Raw genomic sequence first — 21,004 nt, forward strand, 5'->3', positions numbered from 1 at the left:
CGTGTCCGCGGGCACGGTCGTGTCAGGCACGCACCCCTACGCCAGCGCCCGCATCGCGCTGGCGACGATGCATGAGAAGGAGCGGGCGCTGGGGCCCGCCTTCCGCCGCGTGCTCGGGGCGGACATCGTTGCCGTGCCCGAACTCGACACCGACACGCTCGGGACCTTTTCCGGCGAGGTACCGCGACCGGATGCGCTGGTCGAGACTTCGCTGCTCAAGGCCGAGCTGGCCTTCCGGACGATGGACGTCGACTGCGCGATCGCGAGCGAGGGGAGCTACGGACCGATCGATCGCGTGCCGCTGGTCTCGAGCGGCGTCGAGATCCTGGCTTTCATCGATCGCAAACGCGGTATCCGGCTGGTCGATACTTTCCCGACGCATCATACGACCTGGAGGCTGTCGCGCTTTCGGGCCGGCGATCCCGCGCGCCTTGCGGTGCTGCGCGCCATGGGCTTCCCGCGCTACGGCGTGTTCGTCGCCTGCAGCAGCGACATGGACCATCCCGTGAAGGGGCTCGCCACCGAGGCGGAGGTGATCGCCACTATGGACCGCGAGGCCGAGCGCTCCACGGAAGGGCTCGCCGTGCTCTATTCGGACATGCGCGCGCACCGCAATCCGACCCGCATGAAGGTGCTGCGCGCGGCAGGTTGGCAGCTCGCCAAACGCTTGCAGTGTCTCTGCCCGAAGTGCCACGCGCCGGGCTTTGGCCGCATCCAGTCGCGCCGCGGCCTGCCCTGCGAATCCTGTGGCGATCCCACCCACTGGATCGACTTCGAGATCGACGGCTGCAATGCCTGCGGCTACGCCGAGGCCCGGCCGCGCAAGGACGGGCGACGCACCGCGCCGAAGCTCTCCTGCAAGAGCTGTCGCACGGCGTAGCAATGGAGCGCGCCACTCCAGTGGCGCTTCAAGCTCTCAAGATATGAGCGCCACAGGAGTGGCGCGCTCCAATGAAACTAAGCCGACAGATCCGTCGCGAGATGGAACAGGCAGTCGCCGCGTTCGCAGCGCGCCGGGATGCGCTTGCAGAGGACGAGGCCGGCGCGCTTGAACTTCACCACCTCGGGCTCGCGCCACGGCGTGTGATGGAAGTGGATGCGGCCGGCCGGCTGGTCGGCCTTCACCTCGTCGCCGAGCTCGACCAGCGGCTCGAACAGGCCGCCGTCCGTCGCATAGACGTAGTAGTCGTCGCCGCCGATCTCGGTGAAGCGCGTCTCGGTCGGCGCGGGCACCGGCCCCTGCAGCAGGCCGACATGGGCCAGCACGCGGCGCATGCCGTCCTCTGCGACCTTGAGCGAACCGGGGGTCACGAGACCCCCGCCGCCAAGTTCCGTTCCCATGCCGACGACGCCCTGACGATAGGTGGCCGACGTGAAAGTCCGGCCGCCGCCCTGCGGCGCCGCGGAGATGTAGCTCACCGGGGCGCCGAACGCCTTCAGCAGGCCCATGACCTTCTCCATGCGGGCGGCGTCCTGATGGCGGGGGGCGAGCGCGCTGGGAATATAGGTCAGCGAGCTGCCGCCGGAATGGAAATCGAAGGCGTAGTCGAAGCCCGGCAGCAGCGCATGCTCGATCCAGTAGGCGATCTGCTGCGTGATCGTGCCCTCGGCGTCGCCGGGGAAGGAGCGGTTCAGGTTGCCCTCGTCGATCGGCGAGGTGCGCCTGCCTTCCATCGCGGCCGGAAAGTTGGCCGAGGGCAGGATCACCAGGCGGCCCTTGATGTCCTTCGGGGAGAGGGCGCGGATCAGGTTACCGAGGCCGATCTGGCCTTCCCATTCGTCGCCATGGTTGCCGGCCTGCATCAGCACGTTCGGCCCCTCGCCATTCTTGATGCGCACGATCGGGATCGGGATCCAGCCATAAGCCGAGCGATGCACCGAATGCGGCACGCGCACGAAGCCCGTGGCCTTGCCCTCGGCATTGAGGTCGATGTCCGGCGTCAGCCGGCTCATCGCGGTGAACTCCGTGGACTTGAGCGTCGTGTCGGTCATCAGCGTCTCTCGCTTCTGGGATCGAGGGCATCCTGTAGTCCATCGCCCAGGAAATTGAAGGCGATGACGGTCAGGAAGATCAGCAGGCCCGGCCACAGGGCCAGCACGGGGGCCTCCTGCAGCAACTCCTGGGCACCGGTCAGCATGTTACCCCAGCTGGCGGCCGGAGGCTGGATGCCGAGACCGAGGAATGACAGGGTCGATTCGAAGAGAATCAGCGTGCCGACCGACATGGTGGTTGCGACGACCAGCGTACCGGCCGTGTTGGGCAGGATGTGGCGGAACATGATTCGCTGCGGGCGGGCGCCCAGCGCCACGGCGGCGCGGGTGAAGTCTCGTGCCTTGAGCGACAGCGTCTCGGCGCGCACCAAGCGGGCCACGGTCGTCCAGCCCGTGAGGGCCACGATCATCACGATGCGATAGAGCGAGAACATCTCGGACTGCGCGATCTCCGTGGGCACGCCCAGCTTCCGCGGATCGACGGCCGCCAGCACGATCAGCAGCGGCAGGAGCGGCAGGGAGATGACACCGTCGGTGAGGCGCATCAGGAACGCGTCGAGCCGCCCGCCGAGATAGCCTGCCAGGACGCCGATGAAGGCTCCCAGGATCGCCGACAGGACGGCACCTGAGATGCCGACGAGCAGCGACACCCGGCCGCCGTCGAGCAAGCGCTGGAAGAGATCGCGTCCGAGATCGTCGGTGCCGAGCCAGTGTTGGGAAGAGGGGCCTTCGAAGCGGCGGAACAGATCGGTCTCGGTCGGATCGATGCCGCGCAGCTCGGCAAGCAGGGGTGCGGCGAGCGCCAGCACCACCATGACCGCGAGGAAGGCCAGCGAGATCCAGGCGAGCCGATGGCGCAGCATGCGCCGCCAAGCCGTTGGCTGGAGGGCGGCCGCCGTCACGATCTGGCATCCGCGAGGGAGACGCGCGGGTCGACCCAGGCATAGGCCAGGTCGGCCAGCAGGTTGCCGCCAATGGTGGCGGCCGTCGCCACCAGCAGGCCGACCAGGGCGAGATTGTAGTCGTTCTCGAGAATGGCCTGGTAGATCGCCTTGCCCATGCCGGGCCAGGCGAACATCGTCTCCGTGATCAGCGCACCCGAGACGAGCCCGCCGAACGACAAAGCGAGGATCGTCAGAACCGGCGACAGCGCGTTGGCGAAGGCGTGGTGCCACAGCACGACGCGCTCGGAGGCGCCCTTGGCCCGGGCCGTCCGGACATAGTCCTGGCGCAGCGCCTCGATCATCGCGCCGCGCATGAAGCGGGTGTAGCCGCCCAGCTGCACCAGGGTGAGCGTCAGCACGGGCAAAGCGAGGTGGCGCAGCTGCTCGGCCAGGGCCGTCGTCCACGGCGTGTCGGCGCGTATGTCGGCCATGCCGCCGGCCGGCAGCCAGCCGAGCTTCACGGCGAACAGGGTGATCAGCAGCAGCGCCAGCCAGAAGGGCGGGGCGGAGATGCCGCCGAAGCACAGCAGGTTGATCAGATAGTCGGCCCGGCTACGCGGATGGGCGGCGGCCCACATGCCGAGGGGCAGGGCGACGGCCACCGAGATGACGAAGGCGACGCCGGCGAGGAGGAGCGTGTTCAGCAGACGGGGCCACAGCACGGTCAGCACCGGCTGGCCGAACGAGCGGGAGTAGCCGAAATTGCCCTGCAGGGCCTGCAGCAGCCAGGCCAGGTATCTCTCGAACAGCGGTTTGTCGAGACCGTAGGCGGCGCGCAGGCGGGCGGCGTCCTGACTGGTCATGGTCGGATCGCCCGAGATCATCATGTCGATCGGATCGCCCGGCATCAGCCCGATCAGCAGGTAGACGACGAGACTCATCAGCAGGAGGGTGGCGACGGTCTGGACGGCGCGCGCCACGAAATAGCGGCTCATGCCCTCATCCCGGAGATCTTGTCGTCATCTAATTTTCCCAGCGCCACTGTTCGACCCACAGGGTCGAGCTGTTGAGTGTGCCGGTCGGTGTCACGCCCTTGAGCGGCTTGGGGATCACGAACGGGTCGACGCGGAAGAACAGCGGCAGGGACGGCAGGTCGTCGGCCGCCAGTTTCTGGATTTCGGCGAACAGAGCACGTCGCTTGACGACGTCAAATTCACGTTCGGCGGCGTCCAGTGCCTTGTCCATCTCCGGGTTGGCGTAGCCCGGGTAGTTCTGGCCGCTCCAGCCGTTGGCGACCGAGGGGATTTCCTGGGAGTGGAGCGACGAGCGCGGCACGCCCTCCGGCCGCTGCACCCAGGCATACATGCCGAGCCCGCTGTAGGTCCGCTTGCCCATCGCGTCGAAGAAGATGCGCGGGGGCTCTGCCTTGAGGCGCACCTCGATGCCGATTTGGCGGAGCTGGCTCTGGATCACCTGCGCCACCAGTTCGCGCACCCTGTTGCCCGCGGTCGTGCCCAGCTCGATCGACAGCTTCTCGCCGGCCGCGTTGTGGCGGACGTTGTTGCGGAGGGTCGAGAACCCGACTTCGTCCAGCAGCTTGCGGGCGGCCGCCGGATCGTAGCCGTACTGGCGGGCCGCCGGGCTGAACATCGGGTCGAGTTCGCTGATCCCGCCATGGGCGATCGGCTGCTTGCCCTCGAAAAGCTTCTCCGAGATGGCCTTGCGGTCGATCGCCAGCAGCATGGCCTGGCGCACCCGCCGGTCGGCCAGCAGCTTGTTGTCGAGATTGACGTCGATATGTTCCCAGATCAGCGCCGGCTTGTAGACGACGTTGTACTTGTCCTTGTGGCGCTTCTCGAAGGCGATGGCCTGGTCGAGCGACAGGCCGAGTTCGCCCAGTACATAGTCGACGCTGCCCGACAGGAGATTGGCTTCCAGCGCGGCGGTGTTCTCGATGATGCGCACCGTGATGCGCTTGAAATGCGGCTTCTCGCCCGTCCAGGTCGGATTCTGCTCCAGCACGACCCGGCTGCCGGGAACGATCTCGGTGAGGCGGTAGGGGCCGAAGGCGAGGCCGGGATTGGTCGACTGGGTGTCGTAGGCGGTCTTGTTGCGATACTCGGCCGGGTTGGCGTCGAAGATCGGCTTCTCGATATGCGCGGGCAGGAGCTGCAGGCCGATGCTGTTGTAGTCGAAGGTGACGCGGTCGATCGTCATGGTGAAGCGACGGTCGTCCTTCACGTCGAGCTTGATGATCCGCTTGTAACCCTCTGAAGAAGCGACACCCGACAGTGGATGCTTGCCAACCTCCAGGGTAAAGGCCACGTCTTTCGCGGTTACCGGCGTGCCGTCGCCCCAGCGCATGTCGCGCAGCTCGACGTCGATCTCCATGCCTTTCTTGTTGTTGCCAAGATCGACCACGCGGGCCTTGCCGTTCTCGATCGTCGGCAATTCCGTGCAAACCAGGCAGACCAACTTCCAGTCGGCGTCATACGCCGTGACCGGCCGCGCCGTCATGTTGGCGATCAGCGACTTCGCGAGCATGGAACTGATGATCGGGTTCCAGGTGCCTGGCATCTGGGTCATGGCCACGACGAGTTCGTCCTTGGCCTGCGCCTTGACGGCGGCAGGAGAGGCGAGGGCGCCGAGCGCCAGAAGGGTCGAGAGGAGGCGGCGGATCATGTCCGCCGCACCGTATCAAACAGGCGGCTAGCGGCCCAGCGCGCGCGACGGCGGACGGCCGCCGTGGCTGGCCGACCACTTCTCGGGCTCCTCGAGGAAGGCGCGGGTCTCGGTCAGGCCCATCTCGTCGAAGTATTTGTGCTTTTCGGCGGCTTCCAGCGCATCCCACCAGGTGGCCAGCGCATGCAGCTTGACGCCCGCCGCGGCCAGCATCTCGATGCTCTGCGGGAAGATGCCGTAGTGGAAGACCACGAAACAGTCGGTGACCTTGGCTTCGGCCTTCTTCAGTGCCTCGATGAACACCAGCTTGCTGCCGCCATCGGTGGCGAGGTCCTCGACGAGGAGGACGCGCTTGCCGGGCTTCAGCTCGCCCTCGATCTGAGCCATGCGCCCGAATCCCTTCGGCTGTTTGCGCACGTAGATCATGGGCTTCTTGGAGAGGGCCGCCAGGAAGGCGGCGAACGGGATGCCCGCGGTCTCGCCGCCGGCCACCACGTCGATCTTGTTCCAGCCGATCGCTTTCTCGATCACCTTGTAGGCGTGGGCCATGATCTTGGCCCGGGCCTCCGGAAAGGAAATGATCTTGCGGCAGTCAATATAGACCGGGCTCGCCCGCCCGGAGGTGAAGATGTACGGGTTTTCCGGGCGGCAATGAATGGCCTCGATCTCCAGCAGGAGACGGGCGGTGTCGCGCGCTTCCGGTGTCCCACTGGCGCGGTCCGAATTCGCTTTTGGAGTCAACTTCTTGGCCGCCTTGGTTGCGGGCGCGGTTCCAGCCGACTTGGTCTTCTTCTTCGTCGCCATGCTGCTCTTTTCCCCCACGCCGCTTGCGACAAAATGACGGCCGTGTGTTTAGCCTCCACGCACCCCACCCGGCAAGGGCAGGAGGAGCAATCAGGCGAGAAGAAGGCGAAATATTAGTCAGTCTCCGGGTGAAACTTGTGCCGGGTGACCGCAACGGGCAGGCGCCACCCCCGGTAGATCGACATCAGGCGCAGGAACAGGCAGATGCCGGCCCCTGCCAGTGCGGTAGGAAGCATGGGCCAGCCGACCCAGAAGCCCAGGGAGATCGTGCCGGCTCCCGCGAGGGCCGCTACGGCGTAGAGCTCGGAGCGAAGCACCGTCGGGACCTGGAGGGTGAGGAGGTCCCGCGCCACGCCGCCGCCGATGCAGGTCACCGTGCCCAGCATGGCCGCCATCAGCGGGCTGAGACCATACAGAAGGGCCTTCTCGGTCCCTGTGACGGCGAACAGGCAGAGGCCGGCGGCGTCGAATAGCAGGACCGGCGTGCGTAGCCGGTCGATCACGTCTGAAGCGAAGAATCCAAGCAGCCCCGCCGCCGCCGTTGCCGCCAGATAGCGCCAGTCGACGATGGCGGCCGGCGGCACGGCGCCGATCAGAAGGTCGCGCGCCAGTCCGCCGGCGACTCCGGCCAGCCAGGCGACCACAAGCACGCCGAACAGATCCAGCTGCTTGCGCACGCCCCGCGTGGCACCACTGATGGCGAACACGAACGTAGCGGCCAGATCCATCGCGTCGAAGAACATCCCGGGACATTACAGCGATTGCCGTCCGCCGCCGAGCCGCCGAGTGCTAAATGGGAACCCGCATGACCGAGTCCTCCGTCCCGTCCAGCGGCTTTCGCCGCTTCGTCCGAGCCCGCACGAGGCTGCTGATCGCACTGGCGGCAGGGTTCGCCCTGTTTCTGATGCTGCCGCAGGACATGCGGATGGCTACGAGGATCCTCCTCGGATGGGACCTGATGGCCCTGGCCTACATCGTCATGACACTCGTCATGATCGCAAGGTCCACGGTCGAAACCTGCTACGCCCGGGCGGCCTACTACGACGAAGGCGACTGGGTCATCCTCCTGGTGGTCGTCGTAAGCGCCAGCGCGAGTTTCGCCACGATCTTCGCCGAACTGGCGGTCCTCAAGGCGCCGCAGGGCTCCCTCTGGCAGGCGCTCGTGCTCACCGGCGCAACCGTGGCCCTTTCCTGGACGTTCACGCATCTCGTGTTCACGCTGCACTATGCCAATGTCTATTACCGGCCCGACGATGACGGGCCTGGCGGCCTGGAATTCCCGGGCGACCGTCCGCCGGACTATTGGGACTTCGTCTACTATTCCTTCGTGATCGGCTGCGCGGCGCAGACCGGCGACGTCGGCACGGTGTCGTCTGCCATGCGGCGCGTGACACTCGTCCACGGCATCGTTTCGTTCGTATTCAATACGGCGATCCTCGCCCTCACCATCAACGTCGGAGCGAGCCTGCTGTCATGAGCGCCAAACGATCTGATCCCGGCACCGGCAGAGACCTGCTGGCCCTCGCCTTGTCGGTCGGCATCTGCCTCGGTATCGGGGGCCTGGGCGGTGCTGTGACCGCCTCCAGCGTGATGGAGTGGTATCCGACGCTGAACAAGCCGTCGTTCAATCCGCCGAACTGGGTCTTTGGCCCCGTCTGGACCGCGCTCTACGTCATGATGGGCGTGGCCGCCTGGCGGGTCTGGCGCGCGGCCGACCGCGACACGGCCCGTGGCCCGCTCGCGGTCTTCGCCCTGCAACTGGCGGTCAACCTGGGCTGGAGCGTGGCCTTCTTCGGACTCCGCAATCCCGGCCTCGCCGTGATCGTCATCATCGCGCTCGATTTGCTCGTGCTGGCAACGGCCCTGATGTTCCGGCGGGTCGACCGCTTCGCAGAGTGGCTTCTGATACCCTATCTGGCCTGGATCGCCTTCGCGACGATCCTGAACATTGCCGTCTGGCGCTTGAACTAGTGCTCGTGCGGATGATCGGCGGACTTGTCGTGCTTGCTGATGTCGCCGCCATCGTCGGCCTTCAGCTCCATGAACACGACGGATGAGGCTATCGTCATGACGCCCAGGATCAGGAAGGCCCGCTGTACGCCGTAGATCATGGCGCCGGCATGGGAGTGCATCTCGGCGGGCACGAACATCGCGGCGATCAGGGAGGCCCCGGCCACGCCGAAGCTGATCGAGAGCTGCTGGCCGGTGGATGCGATCGTACTGGCGCCGCTGGTCTGTGGCCCTGACACATCGGCATAAACCAGCGTGTTCATGCTCGTGTACTGCATCGATGTGAACAGCCCCAGCACGAAGGCCTGCAGGACGATGCGCCAGATCGGCGTTTCGGCGCCGACGGTGGCGAACGACATGATGAGCAGTCCGACGACGATCGTGTTGAAGACCAGCACGTTGCGATAGCCGAAGCGGGCCAGGATCGCCGGCATGAAGCTCTTGAGCCCGATCGAGGCGACGGCCTGCGGCAGCACCAGCAGGCCCGACTGGATCGGCGAGAAGCCGAGCCCGATCTGATAGAGCAGGGGAAACAGGAACGGGATGCCGCCCAGCCCCAGCCGGGTGAAGAAGCCACCGTTCACGGCCGCCCGGAAGGTGCGGATCCTGAACAGGCCGAGATTGAGCAGCGGGAATTCGGTCAGCATGGCGCGGATGCCGTAGCCCGCGAGCATCGCCGCCGACACCGCCAGAAGGACGACGATCTCCTGGCCTGAGAGGGTGTTGTCGCCGAAAACTTCGAGCACATAGGAGAGCAGGGCGATGCCCCCGCCAAACAGGACCAAGCCAAGGATGTCCAGCCGATGGGTCTTCTGCTCGCGATAGTCGGGCAGGTAGCGGCCGACGAAGTAAAGGCCGACGATTCCTACGGGAATGTTGACGAAGAAGACGATGCTCCAGTGCAGCCAGTGGACGATCGCACCGCCCGCCACCGGGCCGATCATGGGGCCGATCAGGCTGGGAATGGCGACGAAGCTCATGGCCCTGACCAGATCAGCCTTGCCGTAGGTGCGGGCGAGGGTCATGCGGCCGACCGGCATCATCATGGCGCCGCCCACACCCTGCAGCACGCGGCACGCCACCAGCATATCGATGCTGGTCGAGATGCCGCAGAGCAGCGATCCGAGACAAAATACGGCGATCGCGGCCACGAAGACGCGGCGCGTCCCGAACCGGTCGGCCATCCAGCCGCTCACGGGGATGAAGACCGCAAGGCTCAGCGTATAGCTCGCCAGCACCGACTTCACATTGAGGGGCGTCACGTCCATCGCCTGGGCAATGGCCGGCACGGCGGTGTTCAGGATGGTCGTGTCGAGCGACTGCATGAAGAACGCCACGGCGACCAGCCAGGGAAGGAGCCGCTTGATGCTGTCGTCGGGCAGGGGGGAGGAAGGCGCGCTCATGTCTGTTTCGTTCTCAGTCTGGCCCCGGACCGGCTGCGGACGCAATGCACCGATTCGTATAGTGTTCGACAGGAGGCCTGCATGTACCGGACCATCGTTTCAGTCATAATTCTGCTATGGGCGGCAGGCGCCGGCGCTCAGCCCCGCTTGGCCAATCCGGCGTCGGTGAACTGCGGGCAGCAGGGCGGTACGCTGACGATCGACCGTCGGCCCGACGGCGGCGAATTCGGGGTCTGCGTCTTCGCGGACAATTACCAGTGCGAGGAATGGGCGCTCCTGCGGGGTGAGTGCCCGAAGACGGGCCTGCGGGTCACCGGCTTCGCTACCCCGGCGGGGCGTTACTGCGCCATTACCGGCGGGCGCTATTCGGTCACGTCCCCTCCCGGTGCGATGCCGGAACTCGGAAATTGTGCCCTTCCGAACGGCAAGCTGTGCGAGGCGGAGGCCTACTACGCTGGAACCTGCTCCGGGCGTTAGGGCGGGGGGCTGGTCGCGCAACGCGGCCTTACCGACAGCGTTGGGGTCCGTCATGCGCATTCAGGTCATCTACTGCCATCCGCTCCCAGACAGCTTCAACCACGCACTCTTCCAGGCGATCGTGGAGACACTGGAGGAGAGCGGTCACGACGTGGTCGCAACCGATCTTTACCAGGAGGGCTTCCAACCAGCGATGACGGAGACCGAGCGCCGAACCTATATGGGCAACGGGTACGACGATTCGGCCGTCGCTCCTTACGTCGAAACCCTGACCACCGTCGACGGGGTCATCTTCTGCTTTCCGCACTGGTGGTACTCGATGCCCGCCATGCTCAAGGGATATGTCGATCGCGTCTGGGGACCGGGCACCGCGTTTGTCTACGATGCCACAGACAACCACCTCGAGCCGAACCTCCGAAACATCAAGCTGCTGGGGGTTGTTACGACCTTCGGCTCGCCGTGGTGGATTGTTCGCCTGTTCGCGGGCGACCCTGGTCGCAAGGTGTTCACGCGCGGGCTGAAGCAGATGTGCGCCAAGGGCGTGTCGACCTTCTGGCTGGCCCATTACGATATGGATCATTCCACCCCGAGGTCGCGCGAAACCTATCTCGACAAGGTAAAGGCGCGGCTCTCCCGAATCCGGTGAAGCCGCGCCCTTAGACGTCTCTCGGAAAAGATTAGCGGGTAGGGGTCGAATAAGTCGTGGTGGTCGTCGTCGGCGTATAGGGATCGGACGAGACAGTCGTGGTCCGCTGGGTCGTGGTCTGGGCCGGAACCTCCACGACGCGTTCGCTGCGAACCGAACAGCCGGCGACAACCGTGCCGATCAGCGTAACGATAACGATTGACTTGATCATGGGCGTTCCTTTGACTTCAATTGATGGAGCGCAACGGGAACCATGCACATCGGTTGCGTCCGAACGCAGGGCGCTGTGCGGTGGTGATGCGTTGCAGACAGGCCACACGGGCCGCTAGGGTAGCGCCATGTCTTCCGAGCAAGGTCCTGATTTCGACGCGATCATCGTCGGTGCCGGCATGTCCGGCCTGTTCCAGCTTTACCGCCTTCGCGAACTCGGCCTGAAAGTCCGAGTGTTCGAGTCTGGTACGGGTCTCGGCGGCACCTGGTACTGGAACCGCTATCCCGGCGCACGCTTCGACTCGGAGAGCTATTCCTACGGCTATTCCTTTTCCCAGGAGCTGCTGGAGGAGTGGGACTGGACCGAGCACTTTTCGCCCCAACCCGAGACCCTGCGTTACCTCAACCATGTCGCCGACCGGTTCGACCTGCGCCGCGACATCCAGTTCCGCAGCAAGGTCATGTCCGCCCACTGGCACGAGGAAAGCCGGAGCTGGCAGGTGACGCTCGAGGATGGCAGCCGTAGCACGGCCCGTTTCCTGATCACGGCCATCGGGCCCCTGTCGGCCTTCACGATGCCGCGCATCGACGGCGTGGACAGTTTCGAGGGCCAGAGCTGCCATACTGCGCGTTGGCCGCATGAGCCGGTGAGCTTCGAGGGCAAGAGAATAGCGGTGATCGGCACCGGCGCGACCGGCGTGCAGACCATTCAGGAGGTGGCCAAGACGGCCAAGTCCCTGACCGTCTTCCAGCGCACGCCCAACTGGTGCGCACCTCTGCACAACCGAAAGATCGATTCCGCCGAGATGGCACGTATCCGTGCGGACTATCCGGAGATCTTCCGGCGTTGCCAGGAGACCTTTGCCTGCTTCCTGCACACCGCCGATCCGCGTGGCACGTTCGACGTGACGCCCGAGGAGCGAGAGGCGTTCTTCGAAAAGCTCTATGGCGAGCCCGGATTCGGTATCTGGGTGGGGAATTTCAACGACATCCTGACCAACAGGGAAGCCAACGCCCTGATTTCCGACTTCGTCGCTCGGAAGATCAGGAGCCGGGTAAAGGATCCCAAGGTCGCCGAGAAGCTCATTCCGAAGAACCACGGCTTCGGCACCCGCCGCGTGCCGCTCGAGACCCGCTATTATGAGGTCTACAACCAGCCCAACGTCGAGCTGGTCGATCTCACCGAGACGCCGATCGAAAGGATCACCCCGGCCGGCATCCGAACCAGCGCGCGCGACTATGACTTCGACATGATCATCTATGCCACGGGGTTCGACGCCCTGACCGGCGCCTTCGACCGCATCGACATCCGCGGCGTCGGCGGCGCGAAGCTCAAGGACAAGTGGGCGGAGGGGGCGGAAACCTTTGTCGGCATGTCGGTGGAGGGTTTCCCCAACATGCTGATGCTGCTCGGACCTCACACGGCGCTGGGCAACATCCCGCGCAGTATCGAATACAACGTCGAATGGGTGACCGATCTGTTGCGCTTCATGCGTGATCGCGGCCTGACCAGGATCGATGCGCGGCCGGACGGGGTGGAGGCCTGGATGAAGACCGTCCAAGAAGCGTCGGCCGGTCTGCTGTCCAACGAGGTTAATTCGTGGTTCACCGGCGTGAATACGAATGTCGAGGGCAAGCAGATCCGGCGCATCGCGCGCTATAGCGGCAGCGCCCCGGCCTATCGTGCCCGCTGCGACGAGGTCGCGGCCGCCGGCTACCGCGAAATGGACCTGGGATAATCAGCGTCCGAACCAGCTGGGGACGGTGGCTCGCACCTGGGGTGAGGTGAAGGGCAGCGCTAGCCAGGCCAGGAGCAACAACTCCTTGTTCATGACGTCGCGCGAAGCTCATTCGCCGGTTGAGCGGAAATGTGACGAGCCGCTCGCCCAATGACAAGGCCGTCCCCACGCAACCCTGAACAGGGTTCGAAAACATACGGAAGTAGTGTAGAAGACGGAAACTACTGCCTCGACGGCACCTGGCTTACGGAAGGATCTGGATTGTGAACGCTCTTCGCATGCTCGCATTGGCGTTGACGCTTGCCGTGGGTCTGGGCGTCTCGGCTCAGGCTCAGGTGCCGACGTCGCCGCCCGCCGGACTATCGCAGGAGCAGTTCGACTCGCTGGTCGATGCGATCAGCAATTCCGTCTCCGAGAAGCTGAAGGCCGAAGGTGCCCACGCGCCGGCCGCGGTGTCGGCGCCAGCCGCGACTCCGGCGCCCGCAGCGTCCGAATCCAAGGCAAAGTCCAAGGCGCCGCCGCCGCCCAAGATCGTGCGGGTTGAACCGAAGACCGGGCCCGATCCTTTCGCCGCATTCATCGATGGCACGGTCAAGGTCGCCAATGCGATTCCGGTGCTTGGCACTCAGCTTGCGCGCATTCCCAACCTCCTCGACCAGCAGACGGTCGGCGGACGAGGGGCGTCGACCTTCCTGCTTCTTCTGTGCGCGGTGGCGGTGGCGGCCGTCGCGGCCGAGGCCATCCTGCGCCTCCTTCTCCACCGGTTCAGGGTGCGCCTCGCGGCGGGCGCGGCCCCCGAGCTTGGCGTGCGATCAATCGCCCATCTCGTGGGCCTCGCCCTGCTGGACGGGCTGGGCGTGCTTGCCGTCTGGTTGATCTGCAACGCTGCTACCGGCGCCTGGTTCACCGGAACCACCGGGCAGGACAGGCTGGCCGCCGCGGTGCTGGCCGGCATCTTCTCCTGGCGTCTCTATGTCCTGCTGTTTCGCATCGTCCTGCAGCCAGAGCTGCCGACGGCGCGGCTCTGTGCGGTCGACGACCGCGAGGCAAAGGCCATGTACCTGCGGATCGCTGCGGTGATGCTGGTCATCGTCCTGATGCGTATCGTGGGCCAGATACTGGTCGCCATTCGTACGCCGGTGGACGCCCTCGCGGCATTCCAGGTCCTCGGCGGCTTCCTCTATCTGGTGACGTTCCTGTGGTTGGCCTACCGCTCGCGCGTTGCCGCGCAGCAGTGGTTCGGCGGCCTGGGAGAGCTTGCGCCCGTGATCGGCGGCCTCGGCCGCAGGTGGATCCCGATCGCACCCCTGTTCTTCATCGCACTGGGCATCACCCTCATCTACGGCGCCGTTTCCGGGGCCATGCATGTCGGCTCGGCGATGGTCCTGACGCTGAACCTGGTCGTCGGCGTTCTGATCTTCGAGACGCTGATGCAGGCCTTCGTGCGTCGTCTCGACTCACAGCTCGCCGGTCGCACCCCGGCCAGCTCGACGCCGAAGCTGCCGGACGTGGTGGCACGCTGCATCCGCGTCGCGGTTCTCATCGGCGCCGCGGTGGTGATCGCCGAAAGCTGGGTCGTGAATGTGCTGGGTCTGGTGAACGTCAGCGAATGGGAGCAGCTTACGAATTCTTCGCGGACTGCGGGAGTCACGCTGTTCGTGGCCTTCGTGGCTTGGGAGCTCTTCAAATATATGACCGAGCCCTATATGGGGCCGAAGACGAAGGATGCCGCCCAGGCGATTGCCGACGGCGACGCGGCGGCTGGTCCGGCTTCGCGGCTCAGCACCATGATGCCGCTGATGCGGCGTACCGCGGCTGTTCTGATCATCCTGGTCGCGGTGATGATCGCGCTGCAGGATTTCGGCATCAACATCACCCCGCTGATCGCCGGCGCCTCGGTGTTCGGCATCGCCATCTCCTTCGGCAGCCAGACGCTGGTGAAGGACATCGTCTCGGGGCTGTTCTACCTTTCGGACGATGCCTTCCGGGTCGGCGAGTATATCGACTGCGGCAAGGCCAAGGGCACGGTGGAGGGATTCACCCTGCGCTCGATCAAGCTGCGCCATCAGAACGGCCAGGTGCACACGATCCCGTTCGGACAGCTCGGCCAGATCACCAATTTCAGCCGTGACTGGATCACCACCAAGTTCAACCTGCGCTTCGCCCGCGACACGGACATCGAGAAGCTGCGCAAGGCGTCCAAGAAGATCGGCGCCGACATGATGGAGATGCCGGCCATCGCCGACCAGATTCTGGCGCCCTTCAAGATGCAGGGTGTGGCGGACATCACCGGCAACGCCATCCTCGTGCGGTTCAAGTTCACGGCCCGGCCGGGCAATCCGGCCGCCATCCAGCGCGAGGCCATGAAGCGCATGTTCAGCACGTTCCCGGCTCTCGGCTTCGAATTCGCGAAGGACGGCGCCAACGTCGTCGTGCACACCGGCTCGGCCTCTAACGATTCGGGCAACGACGGCCTGCCACTGGTTCCTCCACCCGCTAACGTGCCGGCGGCGGCGGGCTGATGGAGCTTTCTTCGAGGCTGTAGTCGCAGACCGGTTGCCGTGCCCGGGCAGATCGGGCAAATGCGCCTCCCGAATCTCTGGAGAGGGCATACATGGCGACCGAAGAAGCGCGTTCCGAACCCGCACGTGACCCCCGCAGCCTGCGGCCGATCCCCCGGTTCATCTTCGCGTCACGATGGCTCCAGCTTCCGCTCTATCTGGGGCTGATCGTGGCGCAGGTCGTCTACGTCTTCCTGTTCCTGAAGGAACTGCTGCACCTCGTCGTCGAGAGCCCCAGCGTGACCGAATTGCAGGCCATGCTGATCGTGCTGGGCCTGATCGACGTGGTCATGATCTCCAACCTGCTGATCATGGTGATCGTGGGCGGTTACGAGACCTTCGTGTCGCGCATGGAATTGAACCGCCATCCCGACCAGCCGGAATGGCTGAGCCACGTCAATGCGAGCGTGCTCAAGATCAAGCTGGCGATGGCGATCATCGGCATCTCGTCGATCCACCTGCTCAGGACCTTCATCGAAGCCGGCAGCCTCGGAAAGCCGAACGCCACGTACACGGAAGCGGCCATCATGTGGCAGGCGATCATCCACGCCCTGTTCATCCTGTCGGCCGTGGGCATCGCCATCGTCGACCGCATCTCCCAGCCGCCCGGCCGCCATCACTGAACGACCGCGACGGCGCGCCGAATATCCTCCCGCCGGCAGGGCGCCAGCGGGAGGAGGCTGGAGACTACTGCGCCGCGCCACCCGCCCAGGGCGACATGATTTCGTTCATGCCGGTGAGTTCGCCGGTCTTGGGATCGCGAACGATGCAGGACGGATTGGCGAAGCCGAGCGGCGAGACCGGATTGTCGACCTCGACCATCGGCAGCTTCGCCGCGATCGCCTTCTTCACCTCGTCGGGCAGGTCGCGGTTCACCCGAATGGGGCCGACGCCGGAAATGTCGACCCTCGGCTGATGGAAGGCCGCTTCCACGTCCATGCCGCGGTCGATCATCATCAGCGAGAGCTGGGAGACGGCCGGTACGATGCGCCGCCCGCCGGACGCGCCGATGCAGAACCACGGCTGGCCGTCCTTCACCACGACGACAGGGCAGATGTTGCAAAGCGGCTTCTTGCCCGGGGCGATCGAGTTGGGGCGGTTGGGTTCCGGGTCGAACCACAGCATGCCGTTGTTCATGGTGATGCCGGTCTTGGGCAGCATCACGCAGGAGCCGAACAGGCTCATCAGGGTCTGGGTCAGCGCCACCATGTTGCCTTCGGAATCGGCGACACAGAAATGCGTGGTGCAGGTATCGGTCGGCTTGTCGCCCAGCGTCTTCAGCCGCTCTTCGTAGGCCTTGTGCATGCCCTCGGCGATGGCGGCGAAGAAGTCGGCGCCGGGCGCGCCCGTGCCCTTGGTCGCGGCGCCCGCGAGTTCGATGGCACGGCGCAGGGTCGGACCGGCGGTGAGGCCGCCCGCGACGTTGATGGTGACGCCGTTATGCTCGAACGCGAGGGGATCGACGATCTTCGCTTCGTAGCTCGCCAGGTCGTCGTAGGAAATGGCCGAGCCGCCGGCCTGCAGATCGGCGGCGATGTCGCGCGCCAGGCTGCCTTCGTAGTATTCGCGCGGGCCCGCTTCGGCCAGCCGGCGCATCGTCTCGCCGAGGTTGCCGAGCTTGATGTAGCGGCGGGTGCCGGCCCAGTCGCTGGCGGGGACGCGTCCGTCGTCGCACAGATAGTTGGCCTTGGAGGCGGGGAACTTCTCGAGATGCTTGGCGCCGTTGGCGATCATCACCTGCATGTACCAGTCGAGTTCCATGCCGCGCTGGGCGATCTCGACTCCGGGCTGCAGGACGTCCTTCCAGGCGACGGTGCCGAAGCGTTCCAGCGCCTTGGCCAGACCCGCGACCATGCCGGGTACGGCGATCGAGTGATAGCCGACCTCGTTGCGCTGTTCCTTGATGTCGGGCCAGGCGAACGGGTTGGCGGGGCCGGGGCCGACGATCTCATAGACCGACGGATCGAGCTTCTTGGCCGAGACGGGGCCGTAGTCGATCGTCCAGGCGCGCCGCTCCCTGGCACTCCAGATCGTCATGAAGCCAACGCCGCCGATGCCGCTCATCCAGGGTTCGAGGGCGCCGATGGCCATGCCGGTGGCCACCGCCGCGTCGATCGCGTTGCCGCCCTTGCGCAGAATCGAGGCACCGACCTCGGCAGCCTTGGCGTTCTGGGCGACGACGACGCCCTTGCCGCGAACCGCATGCTTTGTGAATTTCAGTTGCCGTGTCAGCGACTCGCTCATCAATACTCCTCAGGTGGGGAAGTGACTGTAGCGGGGCCCCTTTTCGCCACAAAGCCCGTTAAACTGCAGGGCGGACAGGCAGAAAGATCGTGGGCGTGGCTGAACTGAACCAGATCGATCTGCAGGCGCTCACCAAGGGCGACAAGCGCACATGGGATGCGTTCGTCCTTGCCGCCGCGCCGTTGATCAACGCCGTCGTCCGCCGGACGCTCAGCTCTTACCGGGTCGGAGAGGACGACGTGATGGACGCCGCCCAGGACGTGTTCGTCCGCCTGTGCGCGCAGGATTTCAGGCTGTTGAAAACCTACGATCAGGCCCGGGCTGGCCTGCCGACATGGTTGTCGGTGGTGGCACGGTCCTGCGCCATCGATCATATGCGCCGGCGCCGACAGGCAACCGAGCCGATCGACGACGTCCCGGAGGCTTTCCTCGGCGTCGAGGACCGGCATGTCGAGAAGCTGAAGATCCCCGACGGCTTGCTCACGGCTCGACAGGTCCTGATCCTGAAGTATCTGTACGACGAGGAACGAGACGTTACGGAAGTCGCACAAATACTGTCGGTGGATGCCCAGACCATCCGCAGCACCCATCACAAGGCGCTGCAGCGGCTGCGGGCGCATTTCCGCGAGGAAGAGCCTGGTGGCGGGGGATGAAGTGCGATGTTTTGGCGTAGTATGGGCAGGAGCAACCCATGAGTACCCAGCGGACCCCGAGGAGCGACAAGGAGCTGTGGCGGAGCCTCGCCAGCCAGCCGTCGGTCGCGCCTGCCGCGGTCGGCGAGATGGATCTTGCCGCGTGGCTCGAAGGCAGGCTTACGGAAGAGGCGGCTGCGCCGATCGAGGCGGCTGTCGCGGCCGATCCGGTGCTGCGCCGGGCCGCGCTCGACCTTGCCGATATCCTGGGCGCGCCGCTGCCGGCCGCGCCGGAGCGGATGATCGTGCGGGCGCGCGCGCTGGTCGATTTCGGGATGGAGCGGGGGACCGCCCGCGGCGGCCTGTTCGGACGGTGGTTCTCCGGACGGGGGTTCTTCGCTGGTCCGCGTCAGGCGCTTCAGCAGGGCGTGATGGCGGTGGCGGCTCTGGTGATCGCGACGGGCGGCTTCGTTGTCGGCGGCGGCTTGGGCGAATCGCTCGCCCAGCAGCGCGACGGATATTCGGCGACCGAGTCGGCCTATGTGAAGACGACGGCCTCCAACGAGGTCAGCGAGTTTTTCGCGGGCGACGGCATCTGACATGAATTCGCGTCTTCTCCACGCCCTGTTGGCGCTTTCGCTGCTTCTGAACACCTTCGTGCTGGTCGGCTTCGTCTATCGGAGCTGGATCGCCCCGCCGTCCGAGATGTACCCACCCCCACCGCCACGCGGTGGACCTGGTCAGCCCGGACAGCCGGGCGGTCCGCGCTTCAATCCCGTCGAGATGGTCGTCCGCGATCTCGGTCTCGATGGCGAACAGCGCCAGAGGATGAAGGACCTATTCGATCGCTACGCCAACGAGCGCCGCGAGAGGCTGCGGCAGATTCAGCAAGTCCGCGAGCAGACGGGTATCGAGATAGGACGTACGCCCGTGGACATGGCCAAGATCGACGGTCTCATCGACCAGGTCAGCCAGTTGCGCGCGGAGCAGCAGAAGGAAACGCTGCGCACCCTGATGGAACTGCAGCCATCCCTGCGGCCGGACCAGCGCGAACGCTTGCTGGAACTGCTGGTCGATCGGGTCGCTCCGCCGCCGGCACCGCCTCGTCCGCCGGCGGGAGGCCCGCCGCGACCGCAGCAATAGGAGGGCTGTCATGAGTGCACGCCTCGGCCGTCGCAGCTTCGTGGGAGGCGCCACCGCCCTGTCGGTGGGCCTCTCCTCGGGGCTGTGTTTCGCCCATTCGGCACGAGCGGCCCAGGCGATGGGCTTCGACGAGGCGCGGCATCTGCTGTCCCGCACCTCGTTCGGTGTGACGCCGGCCGAAATCCACGCATTCGAAGTGCTCGACTACACGGCCGCGGTCGATCGGCTGGTCTCCAATCCGCGCCGGGAGGCGACGACCCCCGCGCCCGACTGGATCGGCATGGGACCGACGGAACTCCAGCGCCGTCAAAGGGCGGCCGAGGCCCAGCGCAAGCAGGGTATCGACGGCAAGAAACTGGAGGTCACGCTGCCGGTTCGGGAGCAGGGGCGCGAGCTGAAGAACTGGTGGGTCGAGGAGATGATCGCGACCGATCAGCCGCTGGTCGAGCGCATGACTCTTTTCTGGCACGGCCACTTCACCTCCTCGCTGGCGAAGGTGCGCTATCCGTCGTCCCTGTTTCGCCAGAACGCGCTGTTCCGGCGGGAGGCGCTCGGCAACTACGCGACCCTGCTCAAGGCCGTCGCGCGCGATCCCGCGATGCTGATTTATCTCGACGGCCGGGGGTCGGTGGCGCGGCAGCCCAACGAGAACTTCGCCCGCGAGCTGCTCGAGCTTTTCACCCTGGGTGAGGGGCACTACAGCGAGGCCGACATAAAAGCGGCGGCGCGCGCGTTCACCGGCTGGAGCGTCGACCGCGAGTCGGGACAGTTCGTGGATCATCCTGGCCAGCATGACGGCGGCCAGAAGACCTTCCTCGGCAAGTCCGGCCGCTTCGGCGGCGATGAAATCCTGACGATCCTGCTCACCCATCCGCGCACGGCCGAGATGATCGTCGAGAAGCTGTGGCACGAATTCGTGTCGCTGCGGCCCGACCCTATCGAAGTGACGCGCCTCGCCGCAGGGTTTCGCCAGGGGGGCTACGAGATCGGGCCATTGATGCGTGAGCTCTTCCTGTCGGCTGCCTTCCGCGACCGCGCCAACCGCGGCGCGCTCATCAAGTCGCCGGTCGACCTCATCGTGGGATCAGTCCATGTGCTCGGCCTGCCGGTGCCGGAGAAGACGGGCCTGGTGCGTATGCTGCAGGGGCTGGGGCAGGTGCCGTTCGATCCGCCGAACGTGAAGGGGTGGGCGGGCGGCGAGAGCTGGATCTCGACCTACACGCTGCTGCTTCGCCAGCAGTTCCTGCGTCGCATGATCGAGGCGACCACCGTAGCGCCGATGGAGGCGGGCATGCGGATGGCCGACCGCCCCAATCGACGGGCCGATCGCCGCGAGCAGCTTCCTGCCGCCGATGCCAGGACGATGATGGAACCGCCGCGTCCCGTCGAAGGCCGCAGCCTGCGCAATGCCGGCAACGAGGTGCGCCTCGGCCCCTCTCTGGCCAGTGCCGACAGTGCCACACTGCTGCGCACGCTCCTGCCGGGTGACCCGGTCGACGGCATGGACCCGAGCGGGTCCGCGGGCGCGATCGTGGCGTCGGCGCTGCTCGACACGTCCTACCAGCTGAAGTGAGGAG

General features: G+C 65.7%; 21 protein-coding genes. 12 read left to right on the plus strand and 9 right to left on the minus strand.

Going from position 1 to position 21,004, the window contains the following annotated elements; translation table 11 throughout:
• The first annotated feature begins 1 nt into the window (after position 1).
• Positions 2-880: a DUF6671 family protein gene (locus tag ACT6UX_RS27500; protein WP_444778349.1), complete on the plus strand. Its 879-nt coding sequence runs from the start codon at positions 2-4 to the stop codon at positions 878-880.
• Between the two features lie 77 nt (positions 881-957).
• Here ACT6UX_RS27500 and ACT6UX_RS27505 read toward each other — a convergent pair whose 3' ends face one another.
• From ACT6UX_RS27505 to ACT6UX_RS27530, 6 genes are all read right to left on the minus strand, one after another.
• Entirely contained in the window at positions 958-1,992 is a 1,035-nt protein-coding gene (locus ACT6UX_RS27505; RefSeq protein ID WP_444778350.1) for a succinylglutamate desuccinylase/aspartoacylase family protein, read from the minus strand.
• Positions 1,992-2,894 (minus strand): ABC transporter permease, encoded by a 903-nt coding sequence (locus ACT6UX_RS27510; protein WP_444778351.1) that lies wholly within the window; start codon positions 2,892-2,894, stop codon positions 1,992-1,994. Before ACT6UX_RS27510 ends, ACT6UX_RS27505 begins: the two co-directional genes overlap by 1 nt.
• A complete protein-coding gene (locus ACT6UX_RS27515) occupies positions 2,891-3,871 on the minus strand; it encodes an ABC transporter permease (protein ID WP_444778352.1) in 981 nt (326 codons plus the stop codon). Before ACT6UX_RS27515 ends, ACT6UX_RS27510 begins: the two co-directional genes overlap by 4 nt.
• 28 nt (positions 3,872-3,899) lie before the next feature.
• The gene (locus ACT6UX_RS27520; protein ID WP_444778353.1) at positions 3,900-5,558 is read right to left on the minus strand and encodes a peptide ABC transporter substrate-binding protein; all 1,659 of its coding nucleotides are present in this window, start codon (positions 5,556-5,558) and stop codon (positions 3,900-3,902) included.
• 27 nt (positions 5,559-5,585) lie between these two features.
• Positions 5,586-6,362 (minus strand): orotate phosphoribosyltransferase, encoded by a 777-nt coding sequence (locus ACT6UX_RS27525; protein ID WP_444778354.1) that lies wholly within the window; start codon positions 6,360-6,362, stop codon positions 5,586-5,588.
• Between the two features lie 113 nt (positions 6,363-6,475).
• Positions 6,476-7,105 (minus strand): trimeric intracellular cation channel family protein, encoded by a 630-nt coding sequence (locus ACT6UX_RS27530; protein ID WP_444778355.1) that lies wholly within the window; start codon positions 7,103-7,105, stop codon positions 6,476-6,478.
• A gap of 62 nt (positions 7,106-7,167) precedes the next feature.
• Between ACT6UX_RS27530 and ACT6UX_RS27535 the strand changes: the two genes are divergently transcribed.
• Together ACT6UX_RS27535 and ACT6UX_RS27540 are read left to right on the plus strand one after the other, a co-directional pair.
• Positions 7,168-7,839, plus strand: a complete 672-nt coding sequence (locus ACT6UX_RS27535) for a DUF1345 domain-containing protein (RefSeq protein WP_444778356.1) — start codon at positions 7,168-7,170, stop codon at positions 7,837-7,839.
• Positions 7,836-8,333, plus strand: coding sequence for a TspO/MBR family protein (locus tag ACT6UX_RS27540; RefSeq protein ID WP_444778357.1), 498 nt, complete (start codon positions 7,836-7,838; stop codon positions 8,331-8,333). Before ACT6UX_RS27535 ends, ACT6UX_RS27540 begins: the two co-directional genes overlap by 4 nt.
• Here the strand turns inward: ACT6UX_RS27540 and ACT6UX_RS27545 are convergent.
• Positions 8,330-9,775, minus strand: coding sequence for a DHA2 family efflux MFS transporter permease subunit (locus ACT6UX_RS27545; protein ID WP_444778358.1), 1,446 nt, complete (start codon positions 9,773-9,775; stop codon positions 8,330-8,332). The two genes, ACT6UX_RS27540 and ACT6UX_RS27545, sit on opposite strands and share 4 nt — an antisense overlap.
• 81 nt (positions 9,776-9,856) lie before the next feature.
• Here ACT6UX_RS27545 and ACT6UX_RS27550 point away from each other — a divergent pair, with 81 nt between their 5' ends.
• Positions 9,857-10,252, plus strand: a complete 396-nt coding sequence (locus ACT6UX_RS27550; protein ID WP_444778359.1) for a DUF333 domain-containing protein — start codon at positions 9,857-9,859, stop codon at positions 10,250-10,252.
• 52 nt (positions 10,253-10,304) lie between these two features.
• Positions 10,305-10,898, plus strand: coding sequence for an NAD(P)H-dependent oxidoreductase (locus ACT6UX_RS27555; RefSeq protein WP_444778360.1), 594 nt, complete (start codon positions 10,305-10,307; stop codon positions 10,896-10,898).
• A gap of 31 nt (positions 10,899-10,929) precedes the next feature.
• On the opposite strand, the gene ACT6UX_RS27560 is transcribed toward ACT6UX_RS27555, so the two are convergent.
• Complete coding sequence (locus ACT6UX_RS27560) at positions 10,930-11,109, minus strand: hypothetical protein (protein WP_444778361.1); 180 nt, start codon at positions 11,107-11,109, stop codon at positions 10,930-10,932.
• 127 nt (positions 11,110-11,236) lie between these two features.
• Between ACT6UX_RS27560 and ACT6UX_RS27565 the strand changes: the two genes are divergently transcribed.
• The 3 genes from ACT6UX_RS27565 to ACT6UX_RS27575 all read left to right on the plus strand — a co-directional run bounded on the left by ACT6UX_RS27565 (position 11,237) and on the right by ACT6UX_RS27575 (position 16,031).
• Complete coding sequence (locus ACT6UX_RS27565; RefSeq protein ID WP_444778362.1) at positions 11,237-12,847, plus strand: flavin-containing monooxygenase; 1,611 nt, start codon at positions 11,237-11,239, stop codon at positions 12,845-12,847.
• 263 nt (positions 12,848-13,110) lie between these two features.
• A complete protein-coding gene (locus ACT6UX_RS27570) occupies positions 13,111-15,369 on the plus strand; it encodes a mechanosensitive ion channel family protein (RefSeq protein ID WP_444778363.1) in 2,259 nt (752 codons plus the stop codon).
• A gap of 92 nt (positions 15,370-15,461) precedes the next feature.
• Positions 15,462-16,031 (plus strand): TIGR00645 family protein, encoded by a 570-nt coding sequence (locus ACT6UX_RS27575; protein WP_444778364.1) that lies wholly within the window; start codon positions 15,462-15,464, stop codon positions 16,029-16,031.
• 64 nt (positions 16,032-16,095) lie between these two features.
• On the opposite strand, the gene ACT6UX_RS27580 is transcribed toward ACT6UX_RS27575, so the two are convergent.
• Complete coding sequence (locus tag ACT6UX_RS27580) at positions 16,096-17,652, minus strand: gamma-glutamyltransferase family protein (RefSeq protein WP_444778365.1); 1,557 nt, start codon at positions 17,650-17,652, stop codon at positions 16,096-16,098.
• Positions 17,653-17,747: 95 nt separating this feature from the next.
• On the opposite strand from ACT6UX_RS27580, the gene ACT6UX_RS27585 reads away from it, so the two are divergent.
• The 4 genes from ACT6UX_RS27585 to ACT6UX_RS27600 are packed head-to-tail and all read left to right on the plus strand — an operon-like array spanning position 17,748 to position 21,000.
• Positions 17,748-18,305 carry an RNA polymerase sigma factor gene (locus ACT6UX_RS27585; protein ID WP_444778366.1) on the plus strand — a complete coding sequence of 186 codons (558 nt, stop codon included), beginning with the start codon at positions 17,748-17,750 and terminating at the stop codon, positions 18,303-18,305.
• A gap of 38 nt (positions 18,306-18,343) precedes the next feature.
• The gene (locus ACT6UX_RS27590) at positions 18,344-18,883 is read left to right on the plus strand and encodes a hypothetical protein (RefSeq protein ID WP_444778367.1); all 540 of its coding nucleotides are present in this window, start codon (positions 18,344-18,346) and stop codon (positions 18,881-18,883) included.
• Between the two features lies 1 nt (position 18,884).
• A complete protein-coding gene (locus ACT6UX_RS27595) occupies positions 18,885-19,427 on the plus strand; it encodes a Spy/CpxP family protein refolding chaperone (protein ID WP_444778368.1) in 543 nt (180 codons plus the stop codon).
• Positions 19,428-19,437: 10 nt separating this feature from the next.
• Positions 19,438-21,000, plus strand: coding sequence for a DUF1800 domain-containing protein (locus ACT6UX_RS27600; RefSeq protein WP_444778369.1), 1,563 nt, complete (start codon positions 19,438-19,440; stop codon positions 20,998-21,000).
• The last annotated feature ends 4 nt before the right edge of the window (positions 21,001-21,004 follow it).

Origin of the sequence: Reyranella sp. (assembly GCF_052439685.1) — a bacterium.
Classification (GTDB): Bacteria; Pseudomonadota; Alphaproteobacteria; order Reyranellales; family Reyranellaceae; genus Reyranella.

Excerpts from the sequence above, each read along its gene's own strand:
- ACT6UX_RS27545 (WP_444778358.1), bottom strand. The coding sequence starts at position 9,775 with ATGAGCGCGCCTTCCTCCCCCCTGCCCGACGACAGCATCAAGCGGCTC.
- ACT6UX_RS27575 (WP_444778364.1), top strand. The coding sequence starts at position 15,462 with ATGGCGACCGAAGAAGCGCGTTCCGAACCCGCACGTGACCCCCGCAGC.
- ACT6UX_RS27555 (WP_444778360.1), top strand. The coding sequence starts at position 10,305 with ATGCGCATTCAGGTCATCTACTGCCATCCGCTCCCAGACAGCTTCAAC.
- ACT6UX_RS27525 (WP_444778354.1), bottom strand. The coding sequence starts at position 6,362 with ATGGCGACGAAGAAGAAGACCAAGTCGGCTGGAACCGCGCCCGCAACC.
- ACT6UX_RS27590 (WP_444778367.1), top strand. The coding sequence starts at position 18,344 with ATGAGTACCCAGCGGACCCCGAGGAGCGACAAGGAGCTGTGGCGGAGC.
- ACT6UX_RS27580 (WP_444778365.1), bottom strand. The coding sequence starts at position 17,652 with ATGAGCGAGTCGCTGACACGGCAACTGAAATTCACAAAGCATGCGGTT.
- ACT6UX_RS27520 (WP_444778353.1), bottom strand. The coding sequence starts at position 5,558 with ATGATCCGCCGCCTCCTCTCGACCCTTCTGGCGCTCGGCGCCCTCGCC.
- ACT6UX_RS27565 (WP_444778362.1), top strand. The coding sequence starts at position 11,237 with ATGTCTTCCGAGCAAGGTCCTGATTTCGACGCGATCATCGTCGGTGCC.
- ACT6UX_RS27550 (WP_444778359.1), top strand. The coding sequence starts at position 9,857 with ATGTACCGGACCATCGTTTCAGTCATAATTCTGCTATGGGCGGCAGGC.
- ACT6UX_RS27535 (WP_444778356.1), top strand. The coding sequence starts at position 7,168 with ATGACCGAGTCCTCCGTCCCGTCCAGCGGCTTTCGCCGCTTCGTCCGA.
- ACT6UX_RS27595 (WP_444778368.1), top strand. The coding sequence starts at position 18,885 with ATGAATTCGCGTCTTCTCCACGCCCTGTTGGCGCTTTCGCTGCTTCTG.
- ACT6UX_RS27540 (WP_444778357.1), top strand. The coding sequence starts at position 7,836 with ATGAGCGCCAAACGATCTGATCCCGGCACCGGCAGAGACCTGCTGGCC.
- ACT6UX_RS27530 (WP_444778355.1), bottom strand. The coding sequence starts at position 7,105 with ATGTTCTTCGACGCGATGGATCTGGCCGCTACGTTCGTGTTCGCCATC.
- ACT6UX_RS27515 (WP_444778352.1), bottom strand. The coding sequence starts at position 3,871 with ATGAGCCGCTATTTCGTGGCGCGCGCCGTCCAGACCGTCGCCACCCTC.
- ACT6UX_RS27505 (WP_444778350.1), bottom strand. The coding sequence starts at position 1,992 with ATGACCGACACGACGCTCAAGTCCACGGAGTTCACCGCGATGAGCCGG.
- ACT6UX_RS27600 (WP_444778369.1), top strand. The coding sequence starts at position 19,438 with ATGAGTGCACGCCTCGGCCGTCGCAGCTTCGTGGGAGGCGCCACCGCC.
- ACT6UX_RS27560 (WP_444778361.1), bottom strand. The coding sequence starts at position 11,109 with ATGATCAAGTCAATCGTTATCGTTACGCTGATCGGCACGGTTGTCGCC.